This is a genomic window from Methylobacterium sp. J-090, from assembly GCF_022829345.1.
Taxonomy (GTDB): domain Bacteria; phylum Pseudomonadota; class Alphaproteobacteria; order Rhizobiales; family Beijerinckiaceae; genus Methylobacterium.
This window is the reverse complement of sequence record NZ_JAKSXV010000106.1, coordinates 127046-152690: the sequence shown is the minus strand read 5'-3', so window position 1 is coordinate 152690 and position 25645 is coordinate 127046. Positions and strand designations below refer to the sequence as shown.

The window sequence follows — 25645 nt, the reverse complement described above, 5'->3', positions numbered from 1 at the left end:
TTCGCACCCGGCGCAAGCTCAGGACTGGCAGAAGCTTTTGGCCCCCGGCGTCCAGGTGCCGAAGCCCGACGCGACCATGTTGGCGATGACCCGGCAGACATAGGTCTTTTGGGCGGGGTTGTTGTTGGGTCCGGCGTGGTAGCGGGCCACCGCCAAGGTCCAGCTGCCCTCGCGCGCCTTCAGCTCCTTGAGGAAGCGGGTGGCGTACTCGACGTTCTGGGCCGGGTCGATCATCCCCTCCAGGGACGTGAATTTCGCCCGGTGATAATGGTGGTTGATCTGCATGCAGCCGAGATCGACGAGCTTCACGCCGCTGCGCTGCGCTTCGGCGAGGCGCGCCACCACGTCGGCCGCGTTGGCGCCGAAATACGCCTTGCCGGCGATGTTCATGGCGTAGGGCTGGAGCGAGCCGCGGTTGCCGCTCTCCGTGAGCCCCACGGCGTAGAGTACGCCGAGCGGCACGCCGTGCTTCGTCGCCGCGCTCGCCATCTCGCGCTCGCAGACCTTGCTCGCCACCGGGGGAACGCCGGCGGACGCGAGGCCGCTAAAGGTACAGACCGCTGCGGTCAGGGCCGGAAGAAGTCGTCTCATGAATCCGCTCGCTGGTCGGGTCTGATCGTTCGTCCTTGGCCCCCTCGCCCTCGCGCCGGGACGTCTGGTCGGGGTTGGCGCCGTTCTGGGCCTGACCGCCACCGGCGCCCGGCTGGAACGCCGCGCCCGAACCGGGCCGGCCGCCCTCGCCCTGGGATTGGCCGCTCGCCCCGATGGTGACGCTGTCGGGCTGGTAACCGGAACTGCGCAGCAGGTCGGTGAGGAGGGTGCCGTCCTGGCGCAGGAGGGCGGCCGTCTCCTCGCGGCTGGCATGGAGGGTCATCTCGAGCTGGCCGTCGCGCAGGCGCATGCGGACGAGGACGGTACCGAGGTCCATCGGCCGAAGCTGGATGGTGAGGAGCCGCAGGGGTCCCTCGGTGCCGGGCGTTGCGGCGGCAGCGCTGGCCGTGGACGCCGGACGGGCCAGTTCGGCGGCCACCGCCTCGGCGACCTGACGGGCCGGCTCGCCGAGGGCGGCGGCGGACGGCAGGGTGCCCCCCGGCGCGGTCGCGACGGGGGTGAGGGAGGCGTGGGGGCCGGCCTCGGTGGTGGTCCCCTCACCCGGAGACGGCCGGGCAGCCTCGACGGGCGCCGCCTCGCCGGCGATGCGCTGGGCGGACGGGGAAGCCACCGCCGCGGTCTCTCCCGAAACCGGCGTGGACTCCGCCCGGCGCGGCTTGCCGGACGATTCGGGCGTCGGCGCGGACACGGGGAGCGACCCGGTCGGCGGCACCGGAGCGTCGGCCGGGGGCAGCGCGGCAGCGGCTTGAGCCTGGGTGATGGGCGCTTGGTTTTGCACGGCGGCGGCAGCGCTTGCCGGGCCGAAGGATGCAGCGATGCCAGGCGGGGCGCTCAGGGGCGAAGACACATCGCGCGTGGGCACGGCCTCCGCCACGGCGGTGGCGGGAAGCGCCGGGAGGATCGGTGCGGGCGCGACGGATGGCGGAGCCGCGTCGGCTGGTCCCGCCATGGCCGGGATCGCGGCGGCCTGTCCGGCCACGAGCCGCGGCTTGATCGGCGCGAAGTGGGTCTCCTGCTGAAGGATCGTCACCTGGGGGCGCGTCTCGACGGGGGCGCGCGGCCCGATGTCACCCTGGGCCGGGACGGTTTGAGACGCGATGTCCTGTCCGGGAACGCCCGGGGCCGAGAGACCCTGAAGACCGTCCCGCGCATGCCCGTTCTCCCCGGCCGCGAGGACGATGCCGGCGGCGAGTTCCGCCACCCCCGCCGGGACCGACGCGATCCGCCCCGGCAGGATCTGCTCCGACGCGGCTTGCCCAGCCGGAGAAGCGGTCGGAGCGGGGGCGGCCGGGGCGCCGGGAACCGCCCGGGCGATGAGGGCCAGCAGGGCCGCCGGGTCCATGGCCGCCGGCGGGATGGTACCCGCATCGGCGGATACGACGAGGCTCAGCACGGAATTGGCCGGCTCGGCGGGAGCCGAACCCGCGCTGGCGGCTGCATCGTCGGCGGTCTCTCCGTCGCGGCGGGCCGCATCCCTGACCGGGCGACCCTCCTTGAGGGCGCCGAGCACGGCACCGAACGCCTCGGCGGTGGCCTCGGAGGACACCTCGACGGCGTCCGTGCCGCCCCGGGGCGCCACGGCGTCGGTGGGGCGCGGGGCCGGCATCATCGCAGCGAACGTGTTCATCGACCGCTCTTCCTCATCAGATCGTCGATTTGGCCGATCACCCCCTGGGCGCGGGCGATGGCAGGCGTGGTCGGAAGCTCGCGGGCGGCCAGCCGGGGCGGCTCCGGCGAGGGAGGCGTGCCCGGCGCACCCGGCACGTCGCGGATCTCCCGGGCGGTGGCCAACGCCGCGTCGAGGAGGTCGCGGTCGGCCGGCACCAGGACGGAACGGTCGGTCATCCGCAGGGTCTCGACGCTCTCCTCGAACCGGCCGTCCACCACCACGAGGGCGGCGGCGCGGTAGAGGCGGGCCCGGACCGCCGCGACGGTTCCGGGCTCGGTCAGGGTGACGGTGCGCTCGGCGGCGAAGACGGCGGTGGCGTTCTTGCCCTGGTCGAGGGCGGCGCGGGCCATCAGCAGGTAGAGGTCCCGCCGGCCCTCGGGCTCGATCTCGTCGAGCATGGCCTGTAGCCGGGCGAAGCGGCCCGAATCGGTGCCGAAATCGAGGCGGGTCAGGGCGGCGGCGAAGCGCTGGCGGAAGTTGCCGGCGTAGACCGAATGGCGGAACCGGCGCAGGTACTGGACCGCCAGGGCCTCGAACTTCGCGAGATCGTTGCCCTGGGCCAGGACGAAGATCTCGCGGCGCAGCGCCCCCTCCTCCACCAGGGTGCCGGGCGCCAGCAGGCGCGCGAGGTCGAGGAGGCGGATCGACTGGGCCGGATCGTCGCGCACCACCAGGGCCGACTGGGTCAGGGCGAGCTGCGCCCCGAGGCCGACGGGCAGGGACGCGGCATCGATCTTGGTGAGCAGGGTGCGGGCCTCCTTCTCGCGGCCTTCGAGGAAGGCGAGCGACCCGAGCACCAGGGGGGTGCCGTCCGCCGGCACCTTGGACGAGGCGAGGATGTGGCGCAGAAGCGCCGGTCCGCCACCGCCGAGGGCGAAGGTGACGGCCGCGCGGATGTTCACCGGGTCGGCCCACGCCTCCGGTTCGAGGGCGCGCATGCGCTCCTCGGCATGGGCCAGGAGGGCGCGCTGGCCCGTATGGGCCGGCCCGGAGCCTTGGGCGATGCGGTCCTGCAGCAACTGCAGGGTCCGCACCATCTCGACGGGCAGGGTGTAGGGCTTAACCGGCAGGGGCTCGATGGGCGCGGCCGGCGCGGCGGCGTGCCCGCCGGCCTCGTGGCCGCCGCCGTGGGATTCGGCGGCGCGAGCGGGTGTCTGGGCGACGAGGCTCATGCTGAGGGCGAGAACGGCGAGGCTCGGCCATTGGGCCACGTCCGCACGCCGGACCGGTCCAGGCGGGCGTCCCCGGCAAGTCCCCCAGAACGGTCTCACTCCGGCCGCCCGCGCAGGAGAATCTCGATGCGGCGGTTCTCGGCGGCCTTCGGGTCGGCGGGGTTGCGCGGCTGGCGGTCGGCGTAGCCCTCGATCCGCTCCAGGCGGGCATCGGCGAGGCCGCCGCGCACGAGCATGTAGGAGGCCATCTGGGCGCGGGCCGAGGACAGGCGCCAGTTGTCGTAGGTCTCGGAGCGGAACGGCCGTCCGTCCGTATGGCCGCGCACGACGACCTGGCCGGGCCGGTCCTTGAGGATGCGGGCCACCTGTTCGAGGGCGCGCACCACCTTCGCCTGGGGCTCGGCGGAGCCGACGCCGAACATGCTGAAGGCGACATCGTCCGTCAGGCTGATGAGGATTCCCTCACCCGTACGGCGCACCTCGACCCGCGGCGCCGGGGCGTTGCCCTGGGTCTGCATCGCCTTGGCGATCTCGGCCTTGAGCGCGGCGACGGCCGCCGTCTCGGCGGCTTCCGCCGTGGCCTTGGCCGCGTTCGCCTCCCGGCTCTCCTTGCCGGGCTTCGGCACGGCGGCCTCGGCGGGCTTCGGCGTCATGTTCGAGAGCGCCGGCGCGGGCAGCCGAATCTCGCCGTCCTCGGGCAGGGCTGAGGCGAGCTGGACGGGGACGGGCTTCGGCGCGCCGGTCGATGCGGTGCCCTTCGACGGTACGGTGGCGGCGCGCGCATCGAGGCGGGCCTCCTGCGGCAGGGGGCTGACGGTCGCGGCCGAGCCCGGCTGCTCCGTGCGAGCCTTCATCACGGGGGCGACCTGCCAGTAGAGCGGATCGAACGGGTCGCGCGCGGCCTCCCCGCCCTTGAAACCGGGCTCGCCGGTCTCGGAGGCCACGGTGTCGGCGCTGGCGGATTCGGCCTCGGCCTCGGCCGCGAGCTTGGCCAGCACGGCGTAGGGGTCCTGGAACAGGGCGGCCTCGCGGGCACGGCTGCCGGGGGCCGCGTCGGCACCCTTGCCGTCGCTCTTGCCGTCGCCTTTGCCGCTTCCCTCGCCCCTGCCCTCCTCCGGCTTGCCGTCCTCGGGGGTCGGCTCGCCGGGGGTGTTGGTGGAGTCGCGCACGCCCTTGCGGTCGAAAGTGACGTCGGCGAGCTTCACCGGGTTGAAATACTGGGCGATGGCGGTCTTCGTCTCCTTGGTGGTGGAGCCGATGAGCCACAGCACCAGGAACAGGGCCATCATCGCCGTCATGAAGTCGGCGAGCGCGATCTTCCAGGCGCCGCCGTGGTGACCCTCGTCGTGGTCGCCGTGGCGCTTGATGATGATGATCTCGTGGTGGTCGTCCGCCATCGCTCAGGCTCCTTCCACGGCGGCGGCGAGCAGGCCGGCCCAGGCGCCGAACTGCGTCTCGATGACGGTCTGGTCCGATTGAATCGTGACCTCGACGGTCTCGGATGGGCTGAAGACCACGCTCGACTGTGCAGCGCCGAGCTTGCCCGCGAGCGCGTCGAGGAGGTCGGCCGGTCCGCTGATGCGCACGGGGGCGTGGCGGGGGTCGGCGAGGAGCTGGCCGAGGGTCACGGCGAGCTCGTCCACGGCCTGGCGCCGCAGGCCCGCCGACAGCACCGGGACCAGCAGAGTGCCGACGCGGTCGGTGAGCCGGTCGCCGAGGGCCTGGATCGCGGCGGAGAGGCCGGCGGCGAGCCGGTCGCTCTCGGCAGCGCACCAGTCCTGACGCGCGGCAGCGAGGCGGGCGTCGAAATCGGCCTGGGCGAACGCCAGGGCCGCCGCGGATTCGCCTTGAGCCTGAGCGCGGCCCTCGGCCCGGCCCCGGGCTTGCGCCTCCGCCAGCAGAGCGGCGCGATCCTCTTCCGGCGGGGGGGCGGGAGCGGGCGGCACGGCAGCGCGCATGAGGAGGGCGAGGCCGTCCGGGGCGCGGGGGCTGATGGGAGCGACGGAGAAGTCGGGCAGGAGGCGGGCGAGCGCGGGGGCCATCAGGCGGCCTCACGCAGGAGCCACCGCTTCAGGATCTCGGCCGCCTGGGCCTCGTCGGTCTCGATCATCTGTTCCAGCCGCTTCTGGGGCGAGCGGGCGAGCTTGTCGGCGAGATCCTCGATCATGCCGGCGACGCCGCCGGCGGGGGCGGCGAGGCTCGGCACATCGCTGGCACCCCCGAGGGCCAGGGCCGGCGCGGTGCCGTCGACGAGCGCCGCGTTGCCGTTGGCGGCGGCCGTCGCGGCGGCGAGCGCCAGAACCTCTTCCTGCTGGGCGGCGGGGATCTCCAGGATGGCGCGCATGGCCGGGCGCAGGCCGAACCAGATCAGCAGGCCGGCGACGAGCAGGATCGTGCCGGCGTTGATGAGGGTGGCCGACTGGCGCATCAGCACGTCCATGATCCCGAGCGGCGGCACCGCCTCCAGGGGCTGGCCGTCGTTGACGAAGCCGACGGCCGCGACCTTGACGTTGTCGCCGCGCTCCTTGTTGAAGCCGGCGGCCGAGCCGACGAGCTGCTCGATCTCGGCGACCTGGGCGTCGATCTGGGCCTTGGTGGCGTCCGGGCCGGCGAGCGAGGCGAGGCGCGCGCGGTTGACGAGGACCGCGACCGAGATCTGGCGGATGGCGTAGCCGTCGCTCACCGTCTGGATCGTCTGCGAGGAGATCTCGTAGTTGGTCAGATCCTCGCGCTTCTGGGTCTCGTTGCTGGAGGAATCGTTGCCGTCCGAGCGGGTGCGGGCGTCGGGCAGGTTCTGCGCGGCCGAAGTGGTCTTGTTGGCGTTGCGGTTCTGCGCGTTCTCGGTCTCGCGCACGGCCCGGGTCGAGCGCTCGACGCGCTGGTCGGGGTTGAAGATCGTCTCGTTCTTCACGGTCTTGTCGGTGTTGAGGCGGGCGGCGACGCTGACCTCGAAGTTGCCGACGCCGAGGTAGGGCGTCAGGGTCCGGCGGATGTTGTCCTGGACCTCGTGGCCGATGGTCTTCTCCAGGGTCGCCATCTTGCCCGTCGGCTGGGCGTTGGCGTCGTCGCCCGACAGGAGCAGCGCGCCGTCCGAGCCGATGACGGTGACGCGGTCGGGCTTCATGCCGGGGACGGCCGAGGCGACGAGGTGGCGGATGGACTGGGCGCCGCTGACGTCGTCGGCGGGCTCGGTGCGCACCACCACGGAGGCCGAGGGCGGCTGCTGGTCGCGCCGAAACGAGCCCCGGTCGGGCAGGACGATGTGGACGCGGGCGGCTTTCACGCCCTTCATGCCCTGGATGGTGCGGGCGATCTCGCCCTCCAGCGCCCGGACGCGGGTCACCTCCTGCATGAACGAGGTCATGCCGAGCGAGCCGAGATCGTTGAACAGCTCGTAGCCGGATTTGGCGCTTTGCGGCAGACCCTTCTCGGCGAGCAGCATGCGGGCCGTGGCGGTGTTGCCGTAGGAGACGAGGACGGCGGCGCCGTCGGCGCTGACGTCGAACGGGATGTTGGCGTCCTTCAGGACGGAGCCGATGCGCCCGACATCCTCGCGGCTGAGGCCGGTATAGAGGGTCTCCTGAGCCGGGCGGCTGAGGTAGTACGCTCCGAGCCCCACCGCGAGGAAGACCACCACGCCGATGAGGGAGAGGGCGGCGATCCGCCGGCCTCCGAGCGCGAGGATGTTGTTCCAGAGACGTTCGGCGTGTTGGAGACCGGACATTCGGTGGGCTGCTCCGCTTCAGACCCGCGATCTGATGGAGCCCTTTTCACGATGCTGCCTTGCGCGGAGATTGCGCCGCCTCGTGAAAACGTGATGCCGGGCGGGAACCTTTGGCCGCGTGGCTAGAAGAACGATCGCACCAGCCCGCTCACGAGCATGTTCCAGCCGTCGATGAGGATGAAGAACAGCACCTTGAACGGCAGGGAGATGACGGTCGGGGGCAGCATCATCATGCCCATGGACATCACCACCGTGGACACGATCATGTCGATCACGAGGAACGGCAGGGCGATGAGGAACCCGATCTCGAAGCCGCGCCGCAGCTCGGAGATCATGAAGGCCGGGATCAGGATGCGCAGGTCGACGGTCTCGCCGCCCTCGGCCTTGGGGATGGTGCGGCTGGCCAGATCCGTGAAGGTCTGGAGGTCCTTCGGGCGCACATGCGCCACCATGAATTCGCGGAACGGTTCGACGATCTTGGGGATCGCCTCGAGCTCGGTGATCTTGTTCTCGGTGAGCGGGCGCAGGCCCTCGTTCCAGGCCCGGTCGAAGGTCGGCGACATGACGTAGAACGTCATGAACAGGGACAGGCTCACGAGGAAGATGTTGGCCGGCGTGCTCTGGAGCCCCAGGCCCGAGCGCAGGAACGAGAACGCGATGGCGAAGCGGGTGAAGCTCGTCACCATCACGAGGAGGCCGGGTGCGAGGGACAGCACCGTGAGCAGGGCCACAAGCTGCAGGATGCGCCCGCTCGCGGCCCCGTTGCCGGCGGGCAGCAGGGCATCGAGGGCCGGCAGGCCCGTGGCCGACTGCGCCCCGGCCGCCCCCGTGAGGGCGAGGGTGGCAACGAGGAAAAGCGCGAGGGTTCTGACGATGGGCCCACGAAACATCACTGCACCACCAGCATCTCGACGATGAGTTCGCGCACCTGGCCCTTGGTGCGCAGGGCGACGCGCTCGTTGAGGTCCTCGCGCAGGTGCTGGAGGCCGCTCGCCCCCTCGATCTGCCGCATGGAGACCGTGCGCAGGTAGGCGACGATATCGGCCCGGATCTCGGCGAGCGCCACGTCGGGGTTGGGCACGGCGCCGGTCTTGAACACCACGGAGGATTCGAGGCGCACCCAGGCATCGCCGGAATCGGCGAGGTTGGTCACCACCGAGCCGACGGGGCGCAGCGACAGGTCGCCGGTGTACTTCAGCACCTTGACCGCCTTGCTCTCCGCATCCTTCGTCTTCACGTCCACCGCCTTCTCCACCGTGGAGAGAAGGTACAGGCCGAGGCCCCCGCCGGTGCCGATGGCGACGAGGCTCACCAGGGCCAGGGCGGCGATCCAGCCCTTGCCGCCGCCCGTCTTCGTCTCGTCCTTGGCCGCCATCGTGTGGTTTTCCGGAAAGGGGGCGTCGTCAGCGCGTTAGACCGTCACGGACAATCAGAACGGGGCCAGGGTCTCGAAGATCTGCTGGCCGACGGTCGGGCCCTGCACGTCGGTGATGCGCCCGCGCCCGCCATACGAGATGCGCGCCTCGGCGATCTTGTCGTAGTCGATGGTGTTCTTGCGCGAGATGTCGCGCGGGCGGACGATGCCGGCGACGTTGAGGACGCGGACCTCGTTGTTGACCCGCACCTCCTGCGAGCCGGAGACGACCATGTTGCCGTTGGGCATCTGCTCGGTGACGATGGCGGCCACCGACAGGCGCAGCACTTCGGAGCGGTCGATGTTGCCCGCGCCCTTGGTCTCCGTGCCCGAACGGATGCCGGCATCCGCCGTGGCCGCGTCCTTCACGCCCGAGACACCGTAGCCGAAATCGAAGCCAAGGCTCGATTTCTGGCTGCGCGAGCGGTCGCTCGAATTGCCGAACTGGGCCTTGTCGTCGATGAGGATCGACACCGTGATCACGTCGCCGACGTTGCGCGCGCGCGGGTCCTGGAACAGGTCGACGCTCGCGGGCGACCAGGTCGAGTGGTAGGTGCGGCGTGAGAGCGACCCGAAGGTGGTCGGCAGGGCCTCGCGGGGCGGGGCGAGGCCCGTGCCGATGGGGGTGAGGAGCGGCGGCTGGCCCAGCGGGTCCAGGGGCGCGTGGCAGGCGCCGAGGGCCGGCGCGAGGACCGCCAGGACGAAGCCGACGCGCAGACGGGTGGCGGACATCAGGATTTCTCGCTTTCACGGGCTTTCTTGCCCGCATCGGTCATCATCCGGGCGAGCTGGGCGGCACGGGCCGCCTCCATCTCGCTCAGGATGGCACTCGCCGTGCGGGCGTTGAGCTTGGTCAGGATGGCCGCCGCGCCCTCGTCGGGCATGTTGGCGAGTTGGAGAGCGGCGGCGTCGGGGCGCATCTTCTGGTAGATCGCCACCACGCCGGTATCGGCCTTGGCGAGGAACTCGTTGCGGCGGGCAAGCCAAGTCTCGTACTCGGCGCGCTTCTCCTCCAGGCGGCGGATGCGCTCGTCGACCTGCTTCTCCAGGGTCGCGAGCTGCTCCTTCTGCCAAGCGAAGCGGGCATCGGCCGCCGCATCCGCGATGCTGGCGCAGTACGCCGACGGCTTCGGGGCGGGTTTGACAGGTTCGGGCGGCGCCTCCGCTGCCTTGACCTCGGCCACCTGCACGACCTCGGGGAGCTTGCCGGCTTCGGCGACGGGCTTGGTTTCCGGGGCCGGTTCGACCGGTTTGAAATCGGCCAGTTTAGGCCGGCTCGCCCCGGCTTTGGGAAACGGACCGGGATTCAGGCCGGACACGGCCGGCTTGCCACCCTCGGACCTGCCGTTCTCGGACTTGCCACCCTCGGACTTTCCACCCTGGGCGCGCACCGGACCGAGGCCGAGGGAAACCACGGCCAGGAGCCCCAGGACCGCCAGCATCCGCGCGGCCATCAGAGCGAGCCATCGCGACGAGACGGCCGGCGCACGGCCGGGGACGATCATCCGGGCCGCCTCGCCGGCGATGCGCGGCACTTTCGTCGAACTCATTGAACCACGAGCTCCGCCTGCAGGGCTCCGGAGGTCTTCACCGCCTGGAGGATCGAGATGATGTCGCTGGGCTTGAGGCCGACATTGTTGAGGCCGCGCACCAGGGTCTGGAGGTCGGACCCGCCGATGATCGCCATCCGGCCGGACTGCTCGTTGACGGCGACCTCCGTGCGGGGGACCACGGCCGTGACGCCGTTGGAGAACGGCGCCGGCTGGGACACCTCGGGGGTTTCCGTCACCCGGACCGTGAGGTTGCCGTGGGTCACGGCCACGGTGGAGATCTGGACGTTGCGCCCGATGACCACCGTGCCGGTGCGCTGGTCCACCACGACGCGGGCGGGCGCATCGGGCTGGACGGTGACGTCGCCGATCTCGGCCACGAACCGGGTCTGGGTCACCTGTGGCGGGCGGACGAGGGCGATGGCGCGCTGGTCGCGGGCGGTGGCGACCCGGCGGCGGAAGCGCTGCAGGGCGTAGGCATTGATGGCGTCGGCCACCATGGTGGCGGTCTTGAAGTCGGGGTTCTTCAGCTCGAACACGAGTTCGGGCAGGTCGCGAAAGGTGCCCGGCACCTCGCGCTCGATCATGGCGCCGTTGGGGATGCGGCCGGCGGTGGGCACGCCCTGCGTGATGGTCTCGGCGGCGCCGCCCACGGCGAAGCCCGAGACGGCCAGCGGCCCCTGGGCCGCGGCGTAGGTCAGGCTGTCGCCGCCCATGAGGGGCGTCATCAGCAGGGTGCCGCCCTTCAGCGAGGTGGCGTCGCCGAGCGACGTCACGGTGACGTCGATGCGCGAGCCGGTGCCGGTGTAGGGCGGCAGGTCGGCCGTCACCATCACGGCGGCGACGTTGCGGGTGCGCAGGCGGGCGTCACGGACGTTGATGCCCATGCGGTCGAGCATGGATTGCAGGGATTGCTCGGTGAACTGGGCGTTGCGCAGGGTATCGCCCGTGCCCTGCAGGCCGGTGACGAGGCCGTAGCCCACGAGCTGGTTGTCGCGCACGCCCTTGAGATTGGCGATGTCCTTGATGCGCGTGCCCATGGCCTGCGCCGGAAGGGCGGCGAGGATCAGCGCGAGGACGAGGAACCCGAGACGCATCACTGGCCGGCGCCGGTGCGGATGCGTCCGTCGGCCATCACCGTGCCGAGGATGATGCGCCCGGTATCGGCGTTGCGCACCCGGATGGTCTCACCGAGGCCCCCGTTCTGGAGGGGCGAACCGACGGCGGTGATGAGGAGGCCCTGCTCCTCGAACACGATCTGCGTCGCCACATTGCGGCTGACGAGGCGGGGGTCCTCGACGGCGTTGACCGGAACGGGCTCGCCCGGCAACAGCATCCGCCGCGCCGTGCGCCCGGCGATGGCCATGGGCGCGTCGATGACGGCGGTGCGGGCCTTGAAGCTCTCGGGGTAGGCCTGGAGGCGCAGCATGCCCGGCTTGATCACGTCGCCGGCATAGATCGTCACGGTGGGCACCGGCAGGAGCAGTTCGGTGGCCCGGGACGGGGCGGCGCCGGCCAGGGCCAGGGCCAAGGCCGCGACCAAGGCTGTGAGGCCGCCGGCGAGTCCGCCTCCGAAGGTCGTTTGGCCCATGGTGGTCGTGCCTTGATGTGAAAGCCGGGGCGCCGCGCGCGGCCGGTCCGCCGTCGCCGGCAGGGTGCGGTGTCGTCGGGATCGGAAAAGGTTCGGCAGGGGCGGCGTCCGCCCCGTCAGCGGATGCCCTTCGAGACGGTGCCGGCCATCTCGTCGGCCGCCTGGATCACCTTGGAGTTCATCTCGAAGGCGCGCTGGGCGGTGATCATGTTGGTGATCTCCTTCACCGGATCGACGTTGGAACTCTCCAGATAGCCCTGCTGGATCTTGCCGAAGCTGAGGTCGCCGGCGACGCCGGTCACGGCCGCGCCCGAGGCGGCGGTCTCGCGGTAGAGGCCGTTGCCGAGGGGCTCGAGGCCGGATTCGTTGGCGAAGTTGGCGAGCGAGATCTGGCCGATGTTCTGCGCCTGGACCTGGCCGTCGATCTTGGCGAAGACCTGGCCGGAGCCGTTGATCACCACGTCGACCGCGTTGGTCGGGATCGTGATCGCCGGCTCGACGGTGTAGCCCTCCAGGGTCACGAGTTGCCCGGTGTTGTTGCGGTTGAACGAGCCCGCGCGGGTGTAGTTGATCTCGCCGTTGGGGTTGGTGATCTGGAAGTAGCCGCGCCCGTTGATGGCGACATCGAGCTGGTTCGCCGTGTTGGCGAGCGGCCCCTGCCGGTGCAGGTTGCGGATGGCGGCCGTGCGCACGCCGAGGCCGAGCATGGCACCCTCGGGCACCGGCTCCTGGCCGGCCTGGTTCGGTACGCCCTGCTGGCGCTCGGCCTGGTAGAGCAGATCGGTGAACTCGGCGCGCGCGCCCTTGAACCCGGTGGTGTTCAGGTTAGCGATGTTGTTGGCGATGACCTCGAGGTTCATCTGCTGGGCGTTCATGCCCGTCGCGGCGATGGCGAGTGCTCTCATGGCTTTCAGAGTCCTTCGAGCGTCAGCCCGAACAGTGGGAACCGGTCTTCGAAAAAGGCCGAGGGAGACTCAGATCGGCATGCGGCTGAGTTCGAGGTAGGCGGCGACCACTTTGTCGCGCACGGCGATGGCAGTCTGTAGGCTCTGCTCGGCGGACATCACCGCCTCCACCACCTGCTGCGTCGAGGCCTTGCCCTGGATCCCCGAGATGGCGGTGGCCTCGCCGGTGCGGAGCGAGGTCCGCACCCCGGCGGCGAGCTGGGCCATGACGTCGCCGAAATCGGCGCCCGGCAGCGCGCCGCCCGTGGACGCCGTCGGCAGTGTGGCGAAGCTCGCCGGCCGCAAGGGGGCGGCGGCGCTGGGGCCGGAGAGGCCGGCGGCCCTGTCGAAGGCCGACAGCGAGGCGAGGGCGTCGATCATCGGCGGGGTCTCACGTTCTCAGGAGGTCGATAATGCTGGAGACCATGGCGCGGGCCTGCTTGATCACCTGCACGTTGGCTTCGTAGGAGCGGTTGGCCTCGCGAATGTCGGCCATCTCGATCAGCGTGTTGACGTTGGGCAGCTTGACGTTGCCCTCGGCATCCGCCGCCGGACTGCCGGGGTCGCGCTCGATGCGGAACGGGGCGTTGTCGGTGCCGATGGCACGCAGCTTGACGCTGGCGCCGCCGGCGGCCCGGTCCAGGGCGGCGGAGAAGCTCACGGTCTTGCGCGAATAGGGATCGGCGCCGGGGGAATCGCCCACGGACTGGCTGTTGGCGACGTTCTCGGCGGCGATGCGCAGGCGCAGGGACTGCGCCTCCATGCCGGCGCTGGCGAAACGGGTCGAGGCGGCGAGCGGATCGATCATCAGCTCTTCACCGCCGCCTTGAGCATCCGGTCGAACGCCTTCACGATGCCCATGTTGAGACTGTGGTCGCGGCTGACCTCGCCGGCCTTGAGCATCTCCTGCTCCAGGCTCACGGAACTCGAGGTGGTCAGGGCGTCCCAGGCGTCGGCCGCCGTGACGGGCTTCGTCGGGATGCGGCCTTCTTCGGAGGCGACATGGGCGCTCGCCGTCATCGCGAGGCCGGCGGCGCCGGTGCGGGCCATCACGTCGGCGAAGGGCACCACGTCGCGCGCCTTGTAGTCGGGCGTGTTGGCGTTCGCCACGTTGCTGGCGATGGTCGCCTGCCGCACGCCGAGGTAGCGCGCCTGCTGCGAGGCGAGATCGAAGAGATAGACGCCAGTCACCCTGCGCTCCGGTTTCGGTCCATGCTCGGTTCCTAGGGAACCAATCTTGTCCCAGGCTGACGCAAGCGTGATCGGCCCCGGCACCTTGACAGTCTCGCCCGCCGCGCCTCAGTGCCGGCAAGGCCCTTCCGCACAACCGCGCCCGACCATCGAGCCGCCCAATGCCCGTCCCGCCCCGCGTTCCCGGCCGTTCCGCTTGAGCGATCGCGACGGCCAACGCCCGCAGGCCGCCCGCCATGCCGGGGGCGCCACCATCGGCCCCGGCGAGGACGAGCACTGGATTCCGGAGAAGAACCGCTTCTCGCGGGTGGTGTTCGGCTTTCCGGATCTCGCCGGTGACGCGTGGTGCAGCCTCGCCTTCCGCCTCGGTTGGGAGGCCGGGGAGGCCGCGGTGAGCGCCCTCGATTTCGCCCTCGTGGGCATCGATTGCCTGGCGCCGGACGGATCGAGCCTCGACTTCGATCACGTGCCGGGCCTCGACCGGACCCTGCTCGACCCGCACGGCACCTGGATTCCCGGGCCGGCCTACCTGCCGGCCGACGCGCTGCCCCTGCGCGCCGGCATCATCCGCCTCGCCTTCCTGCTGCCCGCGCCGGCCACCGGGATCACCGTGACGGTTCGGTCCTGGCGCAACACCCGGCCGTTCACGGTGGCGCAGGTTCGCCTCGCGCAGATGCAGCAGTCCCTCGCCCCGGGTCATTCCCCCGCTGCAAGAATGCGCCGCCGCCTCGGGCCGGAGCCGGACTGGATCGGCCACGCCCTGGTTCCGGGCTGCGGCCTCGTCCTGCGCGGGCAGATCTTCACCGCCACCCCCGGCGCCCACGCGGCCCTGGCGCGGGTGGTCTACAGGGACGCCCACGGCGCCGTGCTGGCACCGCCCTATCCGGGCACGATCTCGGTGCCGGCGCTCGGCGCCCTCATCGACCTGTCGGCCCACCAGCAGGCCCGGCGCTTCACCCTGGAACTGGCCCCCGTGCCCGGCGCCGACCGGGTCGAGGTCGGCTTCGCCACCTGGGAGGACGCAAGCCCGGAGGCGGAACTGCTCGCGGCGCCCGAGATCGCCCTGGAGGACCGCCTGCGCCTGGAGAGCCTGTGCGGCGACGACCCCCTGGAGGCGCCGGACTTCCTCGCCCGCCTCGCAGAGCGTCTCGGGCTGCCAGCCGCCGCCATCGCCGGCTGGTGCCCGACCCCGGAGGCGGCCGCCGCGATCCCGCAGGTCCTGGCCACAGCAAGGAGCCTGCAGCGCGGCGAGGGCGCCCCGCGCACCGGCCTCGACCGGGTGCTGCGCTTCGGCTCACACCCGGCCTGGACCGTGCCCGAGGCGCCCGATTGGACGGAGGACCCGTTCCGGTCGGTGGCGTGGCGGATCGCGTACCAGGGGCTCGGCTGGCTCGTGCCCCTGGCGGGCACGCCCGGGGGTGCGGCGACGGCCTTGGCTCTCGCCCTGTCGTGGTCGCGGACCAATCCGTGGGGATCGCCCGCCGACGGCCTCGCCCTGCACCCCTCCGCCCTCACGGTCCGGACCGAGGCCCTGGTCCACCTCCTCGGGCGGGCGGGCAAGGCCGGCGGCGCCGCCTCCCTGGTGCTCACCGGCGAGGTGGTGCGCCACGGCTTCGCCCTGGCCGAGATCGTCGGCCAGAACACGTTCGGGCGCGCGCTCCACCAGATCCAGGCGGCGGCGGTGCTGATGGGCGTCGCCCGCGCCCTGCCGCGCCTGCCGCTCTCCGCCCATTGGCTCAGCCTTGCACGAGCAGGGCTCCGCGCCGGCCTGGAGAGCCAGCTCGACGCCGAGGGGCGCTTCTCGGACCCCTCCCTCCATCAACGCCTCGAATGCGCCACCCTCCTGCGGGTGCTCGCCCAGAGCCTGGATGCGGACGGTCTCGCCCCCCTCCTGGCGGCGCGGGTCGCCAAGGCCCTGCCCGGGCTCGCGCGCCTGCTCGATCCGGGCGGGCGACTGCCGCCCTTCGGCGACACGCCGCCCGGCGGCGATCCGGCGGCCTGGATCGGCCGCCTCATGGCACGGTCCGGCAGTTCCCTCGTGGCCGAGCGCCGCGACCCGCGCGGGCGCCCCGAGGCGCGTACCCCGCCCCTGTGGTCCGAGTCCGGCACCGGCATGATCGCGGCCCGCTCCGACGCACCGGGGCGGGGCTGGTCGCATTTCGCCTGCACCTTCTCGAGTCAGGGCTTCTCGGGTCAGGCCCATCGCGACTGCACCTCCTTCGTCCATGCCAGCGAGGGCGTGCGCTGGATCGTCGAGTCCGGGGGCTCGGGCCAGATCGAGACGGGCGCGGCGCGGCACCACATCCTGTCGGCCCACGGCCACAACGTCGCGTGGCCCGACGGGCGCGAGCCGGGGGCCGGCGAGGCGTGGGCCGCCGGATCGATCCGCCTCGACGGGGCCCAGGTCCGCGCCATCGGCACCAACGTGCACGGTCCGGATTACGGCCACATCCGCGTCTTCGTCCTCCTCGACGACCTATCGGGCTTGGCTGTCCTCGACCGGTTCACGGCCGGGGACAGACCGGTGACCTTCGAGGGGCTCGTGCATGTCGGGCCGGAGATCGTCGTGGCGCTGGCCGGCCCACGCCGGGCGGTGGCGCAGGCGGCACGCGCCCGGCTCTCCCTCGTGCCCGTGGCGCTGACGGGCCGGACCGCCGGCCTGTCGCTGGCCATCGGCTGCAGCGAACACCCGGGCGCCCTGCGCGGCTTCGTCTCGGACGGCTCCGGCCCGCTCCAGCCGACGAGCGTCCTGCGCTACGCCATCGCGGGCCGGGACGGCGCCTGCGGCGGCCTCATCCTCGCCGCCGACGCGTCGGGCGAAGCGCATCTCGGCCGGCTCGTGGCCAGCGAGGCGGTGGCGCGGTTGCTTGCGGGGACCTGAGACCACCCTCGATCGCCCATCGCGTCCCGTTGCGATGACGGCACGCGCGCGTTCCGCCCCCATCAGAGGGCCTGAAGGCCGACTGCCCTCGCCACCGATCAGTTCCGGACAAAACACGCTGCTCCGTCCGCGACGACAGGACCGAAACTCGGGGAAAAACGATCGTCGCCGATGGATACTCGGGTCACATTTTCGAGAGAACACTAAAGCGTTTCCGTCTTTTGCCGACGGAATAAAGTCGGACTACTTAAAGATTTGCTGAGTTTGAGCGCGACAAACCAAGCCTGTGTTATCCACGTTGATTTCAATGCGATCGAAATCATTGCTTGGCGGGGAACCCGAAATGGTTCAGCGTTTTGAGGCTCCGTGCGCCATCGGTGAGGGCCTGCGGGCAACCCATGCCTCCAAGCGATGAATGAGCCCCCATCCCTCCGAAAATCCCGCGCGCGGCAGCCGCGAGACCTCGCTTTCTCTGAGACCCACCCGACGCCAGCACATCACACGGCCGTCAAAGAGAATTGAAGTTGCTGAACATTTCTCCGGACACGCCCTACAAGATCTCGCCAGCGCAGCGGATCTATCTGGACTTTCTCAGGGCCGTTGCGGCGACGATGGTCATGATCGAGCACGGCCTGGAAATATTCAGGATCAAGTCCGTCTCCTTCCTCGGCATATCGGCCGTCACGGTCTTCTTCCTGCTGTCGGGATTCCTGATCACGGTTGCGGCCTGCCGTCGCATCTATCTGCCCGGGCCGCAACTCGTGCCGTTCATGATCGACAGAACTGCGCGGATCTACACGCCCTACGTTCCCGCCATCGCCTTGGCCGTTGCCGTCAACTCCCTGTTCTCCGTCGGGCATTGGGGGCAGCCCGGCACGAACACGGGGCTCGAAACGATCATCGTGAACCTGCTGATGCTGGAAGATTATCCACTATTCCAGATCCTGGCGCGCCTCACGCACAACGATTCCTTCCGCATTCACTCCTACAACACCGCCGAGCCCTTCTGGACCGTCTCGATCGAATACTGGATCTACTTCGCATTCTCTCTGGCTTTCTTTGTCGGAGCACGCAAAGAAAAGATTTCTAATCCGCTGATCATCTTCCCGATCATGATCTTCGTCCCGGTGGTGATCTACAGCTCGTTCGCGAATGCCGGTCAGTGTCTTAGCCTGGTGTGGGTGATCGGGTCCGTCTTTGGATACATTTTCGTCATCACCAACAGAAAACGTGATTATGGCGTGAGACGATACTACATTCTCGCCTTGGTCGGGCTCATCGGCTTTGCCGGACGAATCCTGAAGATCGGGGAATTGACCTACGAACTGCAGACCATCGCCTTCATCGCGATGTGTCTGTTCGGAATCTTCATGATCCTGGGTGCCAACAAGGGAGAATGGAAATTCATTTCCAAACCCGTCGTGTTCGTCGCCAGCTACAGTTACAGTCTATACTTGGTTCACAACACGATCATCATCGTCATCTATACACAAATCGTCAACGCTCCCTCCATCGAGGCACTTGCAGTTGCGTTCATCGTCTCGCACGTTTTCGCATATGCTTTCTATCTGTGCTTCGAGCGGCACCACTATCGGGTCGGTGCCTACATGGCGACATTCGTGAAGAACAGGTCGGCCACATCCTACGTCGCACGGCCCGGTTAGGAGACCCTACACGCCGCCCCATCGCGGTCGGTTCTCCACTCTGCGCAAGACGGCCCAACGGGCGTTCCCTAAGAGGCATCGAGGCTCAGCCGCACGCCCTTCGGGGCAGGGCGGGGCGTCCGCGCGAGCCTCAAATCCGCCGGCGCGAGGGAAACCGCGGCAGCGGGGCGTTGCATATCCCCGCCAGAAGCATCATCACACGACCCAGATTTTCGGGCCGTTCGGATCGCCATCGTGACGATGACGCGAACCGAAGAGTCGGCAGTTCGACGCCGTCCGTGATCGTCCAAAACAAGAGAAACACACGCATGAAGACGCGCGCAGCGGTGGCGTGGGAGGCCAAGAAGCCCCTCACCATCGAGACCATCGACATCGAAGGCCCCAAGGCCGGCGAAGTCCTCGTCGAACTGATGGCCACCGGCATCTGTCACACCGACGCCTACACCCTGTCGGGCCTCGATTCCGAGGGCAAGTTCCCGGCGATCCTGGGCCACGAGGGCGCGGGCATCGTCCGCGAGGTCGGCGCCGGGGTGACCGACCTGAAGGTCGGCGACCACGTCATCCCGCTCTATACCCCGGAATGCCGCAGCTGTAAGTCCTGCCTGTCGCAGCGCACCAACCTCTGCACCGCGATCCGCGCGACGCAGGGCCAGGGCGTGATGCCGGACGGCACCTCGCGCTTCTCCTGCGTCTCCACCGGCGGCAGCCCGGGCGGCTCGAACTCCCTGTTCCACTACATGGGCTGCTCGACCTTCTCGAACTTCACGGTGCTGCCGGCCATCGCGCTGGCGAAGATCCGCGAAGACGCCCCCTTCGACAAGATCTGCTACATCGGCTGCGGCGTCACCACCGGCATCGGCGCGGTGATCTACACCGCCAAGGTCTGGCCCGGCGCCAACGTGGTGGTGTTCGGCCTCGGCGGCATCGGCCTCAACGTTCTCCAGGCCGCCCGGATGGTCGGTGCCGACAAGATCATCGGCGTCGACATCAACCCGGACAAGCAGGAGATGGCCCGCAAGTTCGGCATGACCCACTTCATCAATCCGAAGGAGGTCGGCAACGATCACGTCGTCCAGGCGATCCTCGACGTGACCGGCGGCGGCGCCGACTTCTCGTTCGACTGCACCGGCAACGTCAACGTGATGCGCCAGGCGCTCGAATGCTGCCACCGCGGCTGGGGCGAGTCGATCGTCATCGGCGTGGCCGAGGCCGGCAAGGAGATCGCGACCCGTCCGTTCCAGCTCGTCACCGGCCGCGTCTGGAAGGGCTCGGCCTTCGGCGGCGCCCGCGGCCGCACGGATGTGCCGAAGATCGTCGACTGGTACATGGAGGGCAAGATCAATATCGACGATCTCATCACCCACACCATGCCGCTGGAAGACATCAACCACGGCTTCGATCTCATGCACGAGGGCAAGTCGATCCGCTCGGTAGTGGTCTACTGAGACGGGTCTTGGCCGACGCTGCCTCCCTCCCCCGCGCGGGGAGGGATTGAGGGTGGGGGTGGTGCCGCCGGCCTCCGCAGCGCGAGGGTCATCCACCCCCCACCCCTGACCCCTCCCCAAAACGGGGAGGGGCGATTCTTGCCCCCAGCAGGAGAGCACACATGGAAACCATCTCGAAGGCCCGCGCCCATGGCGGCACGCAGGGCGTCTACAAGCACGAGTCCGAGACCACCGGCTGCCCAATGACTTTCGCGGTGTTCGTGCCGCCCCAGGCCGAGGCCGGCCCGGTGCCGGTCCTATGGTACCTGTCGGGCCTCACCTGCACCCACGCCAACGTCATGGACAAGGGCGAGTACCGTAAGGCCGCGGCCGAGCACGGCGTGATCATCGTCGCGCCCGATACCAGCCCGCGCGGCTCCGGCATCCCCGACGAGGAGGGCAACTGGCAGTTCGGCTCGGGTGCGGGCTTCTACGTCGACGCCACGCAAGCGCCCTACGCCACGAACTACCGGATGTGGAGCTACGTCACCGAGGAGCTGCCCGCCCTCATCGCCAAGGAGTTCCCGGCCGACATGAGCCGCCAGGGCATCTTCGGCCATTCCATGGGCGGCCACGGGGCGCTGACCATCGCGCTGACCTACCCCGACCGCTTCAAGTCCTGCTCGGCCTTCGCGCCGATCGCCCAGCCCTCCACGGCCGGCTGGTCGAAGCCGGCCCTCGAGAAATACCTCGGACCCGACGAATCGAAGTGGCGCGCCCACGACGCCACCCTGCTCATCGCGGACGGCCACCGCTTCTCGGAATTCCTCGTCGATCAGGGCACCGGCGACAGCTTCCTACAGGACGGCCTGCGGCCCTGGCTGCTCGAAGAGGCGTGTCAGAAGGCAGGCATTCCCCTGACCCTCAACATGCGCGAGGGCTACGATCACTCGTACTTCTTCATCTCGACGTTCATGGACGATCACATCGCCTGGGCCGCAGCCCGCCTGAAGTAGTTTTCGGGTCTCTCCAGCATCCAAGGCCGGGGAGACCCTAAAATCACGAGCGGACTTCGCGCTTGGCGACGAAGTTGAACTCCTCGACGAGGACGTCCTTCACCACGTCGGCGCCGAGGCGCTCGTTGACCGCCTTGCGGACCTCCGCGAGGCGCTGGGTGACGTTGTAACGCGACAGGCGTTTGAAATCGATCTGCGGGTCGGCGTAGATCTGGCGGAAAGTCTCGTCGATGACGAAGGCGTTCGGCGGGACCGGCAGGGTGTGCATCAGGCGCGCATCGGCGGTGAAGACCAGCACGGCCACGATGTAGCCCTGCACCTTCCCATCGGCCACCATGGGAACATTGATGGGCGCCAGCTTCTGATACTGCAAACCCTCCAGATACGGCTCTTCCTTCTTTGAGAAGAGCCCGCTGCCCCACGTCACCGCGCCGTAGCAGGACAGGATGGTGACGGCGCAGATCCACAGGCCGGTGACGAGGATTTTCATGCGGTCGGCCCGGTGGGAGCGATGTCAGCGGCGCGGGTGGCCGGAATAGGTGCCGTCGGATTCCGAATCCCGGATCGCCTGGGTGACGATCTCCGAGATCTCCTCGACGGCGCGCAGGTGCTGGGAGACGACGCCCTGGTTGCGGGCGAGCGCCCGGCTCAGGCGGGCGAGTTGGTCGGCGACCTCGGGCGCGACCTCGTCCGGGTCGAGGCCGCGGGTCAGGCGGCTGAGTTCGAGCAGGCTCTGGCTCTTGCGCCGGTTCACCGCCTCCTGGTCGAACGGGCGGTGCGACAGCAAGGCCTCCGTCTCCGCCACGACGGTGGCCTCGAGCCGCTTCAGGGACGCGATCAGCATGGGGGGCCTTCGATGATGTGAACGACGATCACACGCCGGATGATGGGCTGGCCGGGCTCGCGGCGGGGGTCGTCTTATCGAGGGGTCGCGCGGCCTCCAGCATCTTGGCGATGCCGAGCCCGCCGGCCTTGGCGACCTGGGTGCCGATCTGATCGGCGAGCATCGACTTCCAGATGCCGCCGGCATTGCCCTTGCCGAACACCGACGCGGCCTTCGACGGCATCATCGTCTCGACGAACTGGCGCAGGACGAAGGCCTCGAACTGCTTGTAGGGATCGCCGATCTTGCCCGCCCCGGAGACCACGTTGTCGGTCTGGAGTGCCGTGAGCGTGCTGCGCGCGTCCAGAGGCATGTGCACGGAGGCACCGGCCATGCGGTAGGCGTCCCCGAAGGCGGCCGGGTCCGTGGCGCCGGGCGCCCCGAGCTTGGCGGTCGCCTCCTGGTACCGGGCCGGATCGGCGGCCCGGGCCACGTCGAGGACGATATCGGTGGGCGTGGAGATGCTCATGGATGCCGCGGAGAGTCGGAGGAAGATCGTCGGCGCAGAGGGATAGGCCCCGTGGCTTGCGGGAGGCTTGAGCCGGCCGCCCTCACGACAGGCCGCCGCCGCGGGCGGCCATGAGGTCGAGCTGCTCCAGCGCGTCGGCCTGCTCCCGCTCGCGGGTACGGGTCCGGGCGAGGGTCTCGACCTGGCGCGCCACGCGCTTCTCGGCGAGGCCCCGCTCGCGCACGGCCCCGGCCTGCTGCGCGGCGGTGGCGTCGAGCTGCGTCGCCTCCCCCGCGAGGCCCCGGAGCCGGCGCGCGGCGGCGTCGAGGAACAGGCCGTGCATGGTCTCGCCGGCGAGCGTCGTGAGCATCGCCGCGCGGTCGGCCTCGACGCGCGCCAGTTCGCGCCGGGTCGCGGCGAGGTCCCGCTCGGCGATCCCCCGCATCTGCTCCTGCACGGTGAGCAGGCGACGGGCGCGCTCCAGGCGCTGGCGGGTGGTCACGGCCATGTCAGCCCCGCCGCAGGTAATCGACGTAGCCCATGAGGAACTGCGTCATGAATTCGTTCGAGAGGTAGTAGAGCAGCAGCAGGCCGCCGAACATGATGAACGGCGTGGCGATGAAGTACACCGGGATCTGCGGCACGAGCTTGTTGACGAAGCCGGCCGCCAGGTTCACCGCCACCGCGTAGACGATGAACGGCGCGGTGATGCGCAACCCCAGCACGAAGGCGATGCCGACCTGGTCGACGATCCGCACCAGGGCGGCCTGGGTGCCGATGCCCTCGCCCGGCGGGAGGCGGCCGTAGGAATCGACGAGCCCGCGAAACAGCTCCCAGTGCAGGTCGGCGGCGAACAGGAGGGCGGTGGCCGCCATCATGATCAGGGCCTCCACCGCCGGCACCGGATCGGTGCCCTCGGCCACGGCGCCCGGCATGCCGCCGAACCCCACCATGGTGGAGGCGGCGTTCATCACCGTCTCCAGCACCGTGAAGAAGATCCGCCCGAGAAATCCGATGACGAGGCCGGTCATGGTCTCGCTGGCGATCCAGGCCAGGGTGGTGGCCGGGTCCTGCGCCGCGAGGCGGCCCTGGAACAGGGGCAGCACCAGGGGCGTCATGGCGAGCGACGCGGTAAGCGCGATCAGGAGGCGGACCTGGGCCGGCACGCGCGGACTGGAGAACCCCGGCACCACGAGGAGGCAGCCGCCGACCCGGCAGAAGATGAGGAAGGCGGCCAGAATGCTCTCGGGTGCCGCGGCGGTCACGCGCGGCGGCCCTACGAGATGGTCCCGAGGGACCGGATCTCGACGCCCCGGGCGATCTCGAGGTGCGAGAGCACGGCGAGCGTCGGGTAGAGCCGCTCGATGATCATCCGCACGTAGGGGCGGGCATCCGGCGCGGTGACGAGGGCGAAGCTGCGGGTCTCGCGCATGTGCTTGCGGATCGCTTCCCCGGCTTCCGTGCCGAACTGCTCGACGAGGCGCGGGTCGATGTCGAACTCGACGACCTCGCCCTTGGCATCGCGCTTGAGGCTCTGGTGGAACGACAGGTCCCAGGCGCTTCCGAGCCGCAGGACCGCGAGCGTCCCGTTCTCGGCGAGATCGCCGCAGATCTGCTGGGCGATGCGCATGCGGACATGCTCGGCGATCTGCTCGGCGCGGCGGGCGTGCGGCGTGATCTCGGCCACCGCCTCGAGGATGAGGTGCAGGTTGCGGATGGAGACCCGCTCGGACAGGAGCAGCTTCAAGACCGCCTGGAGGCCCGAATACGAGATCTGCGACGGGCAGATCTCGTCGAGCAGGCGCTTGTACTCGGGGTCGAGGCGTTCGAGCAGCCCGCGCATGTCCTTGTAGGACAGGAGCTGAGGCAGGTTGTTGCGGATCACCTCCGAGAGGTGGGTGAGGAGGACCGAGGCGCCGTCGATGGGCTCGAAGCCGCCGCGCCGCACCTCCGCCGCGTAGAAATCGAGCACCCAGCGCGCCTTCATGCCGAAGGCCGGTTCGCGGACCTCGTCGCTCGGCACGTCCGGCACCGGCCCCTCGCCCACCACGACGAGGAGTTCGCCGGGGCGGATGTCCTGGGTCGCCGCAATCGTGCCGTGGATGAGGATCTGGTAGGATTTCGGCGCGAGCGCCACGCTGTCCGTGAGCTTGATGTCGGGAACGACGAAGCCGTACTGGCGCGCGAACTTGCGGCGCATCTTGGCGACCCGGTGCGACAGCTCGGATTGCGAGGTGGCGAACTGGGCCGAGATCTGGCGCCCGAGGCAGAGCTCGATCTCGGGGGTCTTCAGAGATTCCTTGACCGAGAGGGATTCGCGGGCGGCGAGCTGCTTCTGGTCCTCGACGGCGAGCGCCCTTGCGTCGACCACGGCCTTCTGCGCGGCGATCTTGCGCGGGATGGCGTAGGCGGTGAACGCCATCAGGCCCGACAGCACCATGAACGGCACGAAGGGCAGGCCCGGCACCAGGGCGAACATGAACATCAGGGCGGCGGCGACCGCCAGAGCGCGGGGATAGGCGCCGAGCTGGCCGAGCACCGCCTGCTCGGCCGTGCCCCTGGTGCCGCCCTTCGAGACGAGGAGGCCGGCCGCCAGCGACACGATGAGGGCCGGGATCTGCGAGACGAGGCCGTCGCCCACCGAGAGCTTGGTGAACACGTCGGCCGCCTGGCCCATTGGCATGCCGTGGCGGGTGGTGCCGATGATGATGCCGCCGAAGACGTTGACGGCGATGGTGATCAAGCTGGCGATGGCCTCGCCGCGCACGAACTTCGAGGCACCGTCCATGGAGCCGAAGAACGCGCTCTCCTCCTCGAGCTCGCGCCGGCGCGACTGCGCCTCCTTGTCGTCGATGAGGCCGGCGTTGAGATCGGCGTCGATGGCCATCTGCTTGCCGGGAATGGCGTCGAGGGTGAAGCGTGCGCCGACCTCGGCGATGCGGGTGGCGCCCTTGGTGATGACGAGGAAGTTCACCGTGATGAGGATGAGGAACACCACGATGCCGATGACGAAGTCGCCGCTCATCACGAACTGCGAGAAGCCCTGGATGACGTGACCGGCGGCCGAGACCCCGTGCTGGCCGTTGGCGAGGATCAGCCGCGTGGTGGCGATGCCGAGCGCCAGTCGGAGCAGGGTCGCGATGAGCAGGACCGTGGGAAAGGCCGAGAATTCGAGCGGCTTCTTGATCCAGAGGGCCACCATCAGGATCAGCACCGACAGGGCGATGGAGAAGGCCAGCCCGATATCGAGCAGGATCGCCGGTACGGGGAGGAACAGGATCGCCAGGATGGCGACGATGCCGGCCGCGAACCCGATATCCCGCTGGGACCTGCGCTCCAGGACGATCGCGTCGCTTGCCGCCATGGCGGATGCCTACCCCGTGAATGAACGGGGTCTTGTCGCGGTTCAAGCTTGCGTGGGGATGGGGATGCGGCTCGTCATCGCCCCGGCCCGACCGCGCG

Annotated in this window: 25 protein-coding genes and 1 pseudogene; 4 read left to right on the top strand and 22 right to left on the bottom strand. The window is 69.8% G+C overall.

Going from position 1 to position 25645, the window contains the following annotated elements:
- Nucleotides 1–18 precede the first annotated feature (18 nt).
- The 16 genes and pseudogenes from MKK49_RS22055 to flgB all read right to left on the bottom strand — a co-directional run bounded on the left by MKK49_RS22055 (nucleotide 19) and on the right by flgB (nucleotide 13867).
- Nucleotides 19–591: a transglycosylase SLT domain-containing protein gene (locus MKK49_RS22055; RefSeq protein ID WP_244032048.1), complete on the bottom strand. Its 573-nt coding sequence runs from the start codon at nucleotides 589–591 to the stop codon at nucleotides 19–21.
- Nucleotides 545–2239: a flagellar hook-length control protein FliK gene (locus tag MKK49_RS22050; RefSeq protein WP_244032047.1), complete on the bottom strand. Its 1695-nt coding sequence runs from the start codon at nucleotides 2237–2239 to the stop codon at nucleotides 545–547. The genes MKK49_RS22055 and MKK49_RS22050 overlap by 47 nt, the downstream gene beginning before the upstream one ends.
- Entirely contained in the window at nucleotides 2236–3492 is a 1257-nt protein-coding gene (locus tag MKK49_RS22045) for a chemotaxis protein MotC (RefSeq protein ID WP_244032046.1), read from the bottom strand. The genes MKK49_RS22050 and MKK49_RS22045 overlap by 4 nt, the downstream gene beginning before the upstream one ends.
- A 56-nt stretch (nucleotides 3493–3548) precedes the next feature.
- On the bottom strand, nucleotides 3549–4850 hold the full coding sequence (locus MKK49_RS22040; protein ID WP_244032045.1) for a MotB family protein: 1302 nt from the start codon (nucleotides 4848–4850) through the stop codon (nucleotides 3549–3551).
- Between the two features lie 3 nt (nucleotides 4851–4853).
- Nucleotides 4854–5495 (bottom strand): hypothetical protein, encoded by a 642-nt coding sequence (locus MKK49_RS22035; protein WP_244032044.1) that lies wholly within the window; start codon nucleotides 5493–5495, stop codon nucleotides 4854–4856.
- On the bottom strand, nucleotides 5495–7177 hold the full coding sequence (fliF, locus tag MKK49_RS22030; protein WP_244032043.1) for a flagellar basal-body MS-ring/collar protein FliF: 1683 nt from the start codon (nucleotides 7175–7177) through the stop codon (nucleotides 5495–5497). Before fliF ends, MKK49_RS22035 begins: the two co-directional genes overlap by 1 nt.
- 122 nt (nucleotides 7178–7299) lie before the next feature.
- The gene (gene fliP / locus MKK49_RS22025) at nucleotides 7300–8067 is read right to left on the bottom strand and encodes a flagellar type III secretion system pore protein FliP (RefSeq protein WP_244032041.1); all 768 of its coding nucleotides are present in this window, start codon (nucleotides 8065–8067) and stop codon (nucleotides 7300–7302) included.
- Nucleotides 8067–8552, bottom strand: a complete 486-nt coding sequence (locus MKK49_RS22020; protein ID WP_244032039.1) for a flagellar basal body-associated FliL family protein — start codon at nucleotides 8550–8552, stop codon at nucleotides 8067–8069. Before MKK49_RS22020 ends, fliP begins: the two co-directional genes overlap by 1 nt.
- A gap of 54 nt (nucleotides 8553–8606) precedes the next feature.
- Complete coding sequence (flgH, locus tag MKK49_RS22015; protein ID WP_244032038.1) at nucleotides 8607–9323, bottom strand: flagellar basal body L-ring protein FlgH; 717 nt, start codon at nucleotides 9321–9323, stop codon at nucleotides 8607–8609.
- Nucleotides 9323–9718, bottom strand: a pseudogene (locus MKK49_RS24725) (MotE family protein); the annotation flags it as partial. The pseudogene MKK49_RS24725 and the gene flgH, both read right to left, overlap by 1 nt.
- A gap of 419 nt (nucleotides 9719–10137) precedes the next feature.
- Nucleotides 10138–11238: a flagellar basal body P-ring protein FlgI gene (gene flgI, locus MKK49_RS22005; protein ID WP_056087654.1), complete on the bottom strand. Its 1101-nt coding sequence runs from the start codon at nucleotides 11236–11238 to the stop codon at nucleotides 10138–10140.
- Complete coding sequence (gene flgA / locus MKK49_RS22000) at nucleotides 11238–11732, bottom strand: flagellar basal body P-ring formation chaperone FlgA (RefSeq protein WP_244032034.1); 495 nt, start codon at nucleotides 11730–11732, stop codon at nucleotides 11238–11240. Before flgA ends, flgI begins: the two co-directional genes overlap by 1 nt.
- Nucleotides 11733–11848: 116 nt before the next feature.
- The gene (flgG, locus tag MKK49_RS21995) at nucleotides 11849–12637 is read right to left on the bottom strand and encodes a flagellar basal-body rod protein FlgG (protein WP_244032032.1); all 789 of its coding nucleotides are present in this window, start codon (nucleotides 12635–12637) and stop codon (nucleotides 11849–11851) included.
- 69 nt (nucleotides 12638–12706) lie between these two features.
- Nucleotides 12707–13057, bottom strand: coding sequence for a flagellar hook-basal body complex protein FliE (locus tag MKK49_RS21990; protein ID WP_244032030.1), 351 nt, complete (start codon nucleotides 13055–13057; stop codon nucleotides 12707–12709).
- A gap of 10 nt (nucleotides 13058–13067) precedes the next feature.
- Nucleotides 13068–13484: a flagellar basal body rod protein FlgC gene (gene flgC / locus MKK49_RS21985; protein ID WP_244032028.1), complete on the bottom strand. Its 417-nt coding sequence runs from the start codon at nucleotides 13482–13484 to the stop codon at nucleotides 13068–13070.
- On the bottom strand, nucleotides 13484–13867 hold the full coding sequence (gene flgB, locus MKK49_RS21980) for a flagellar basal body rod protein FlgB (RefSeq protein ID WP_244032027.1): 384 nt from the start codon (nucleotides 13865–13867) through the stop codon (nucleotides 13484–13486). The genes flgC and flgB overlap by 1 nt, the downstream gene beginning before the upstream one ends.
- 196 nt (nucleotides 13868–14063) lie before the next feature.
- Between flgB and MKK49_RS21975 the strand changes: the two genes are divergently transcribed.
- The 4 genes from MKK49_RS21975 (at nucleotide 14064) to fghA (ending at nucleotide 20852) form a co-directional block, all read left to right on the top strand.
- Nucleotides 14064–16748, top strand: coding sequence for a heparinase II/III family protein (locus MKK49_RS21975; RefSeq protein ID WP_244032025.1), 2685 nt, complete (start codon nucleotides 14064–14066; stop codon nucleotides 16746–16748).
- Between the two features lie 524 nt (nucleotides 16749–17272).
- Complete coding sequence (locus tag MKK49_RS21970) at nucleotides 17273–18412, top strand: acyltransferase family protein (RefSeq protein ID WP_244032023.1); 1140 nt, start codon at nucleotides 17273–17275, stop codon at nucleotides 18410–18412.
- Between the two features lie 308 nt (nucleotides 18413–18720).
- The gene (locus MKK49_RS21965) at nucleotides 18721–19857 is read left to right on the top strand and encodes an S-(hydroxymethyl)glutathione dehydrogenase/class III alcohol dehydrogenase (RefSeq protein WP_244032022.1); all 1137 of its coding nucleotides are present in this window, start codon (nucleotides 18721–18723) and stop codon (nucleotides 19855–19857) included.
- 161 nt (nucleotides 19858–20018) lie between these two features.
- A complete protein-coding gene (fghA, locus tag MKK49_RS21960; RefSeq protein ID WP_244032021.1) occupies nucleotides 20019–20852 on the top strand; it encodes an S-formylglutathione hydrolase in 834 nt (277 codons plus the stop codon).
- A 43-nt stretch (nucleotides 20853–20895) separates the two neighbouring features.
- On the opposite strand, the gene MKK49_RS21955 is transcribed toward fghA, so the two are convergent.
- From MKK49_RS21955 to flhA, 6 genes are all read right to left on the bottom strand, one after another.
- Nucleotides 20896–21342: a hypothetical protein gene (locus tag MKK49_RS21955; RefSeq protein WP_244032020.1), complete on the bottom strand. Its 447-nt coding sequence runs from the start codon at nucleotides 21340–21342 to the stop codon at nucleotides 20896–20898.
- 24 nt (nucleotides 21343–21366) lie between these two features.
- Nucleotides 21367–21696: a flagellar protein FlgN gene (locus MKK49_RS21950; protein ID WP_244032019.1), complete on the bottom strand. Its 330-nt coding sequence runs from the start codon at nucleotides 21694–21696 to the stop codon at nucleotides 21367–21369.
- A gap of 28 nt (nucleotides 21697–21724) precedes the next feature.
- Entirely contained in the window at nucleotides 21725–22204 is a 480-nt protein-coding gene (locus MKK49_RS21945; RefSeq protein ID WP_244032018.1) for a rod-binding protein, read from the bottom strand.
- 82 nt (nucleotides 22205–22286) lie between these two features.
- Nucleotides 22287–22691, bottom strand: a complete 405-nt coding sequence (locus MKK49_RS21940) for a hypothetical protein (protein ID WP_244032017.1) — start codon at nucleotides 22689–22691, stop codon at nucleotides 22287–22289.
- Between the two features lies 1 nt (nucleotide 22692).
- A complete protein-coding gene (gene fliR / locus MKK49_RS21935) occupies nucleotides 22693–23448 on the bottom strand; it encodes a flagellar biosynthesis protein FliR (protein WP_244032016.1) in 756 nt (251 codons plus the stop codon).
- A gap of 11 nt (nucleotides 23449–23459) precedes the next feature.
- Complete coding sequence (flhA, locus tag MKK49_RS21930) at nucleotides 23460–25547, bottom strand: flagellar biosynthesis protein FlhA (RefSeq protein WP_244032015.1); 2088 nt, start codon at nucleotides 25545–25547, stop codon at nucleotides 23460–23462.
- Nucleotides 25548–25645: the final 98 nt, after the last annotated feature.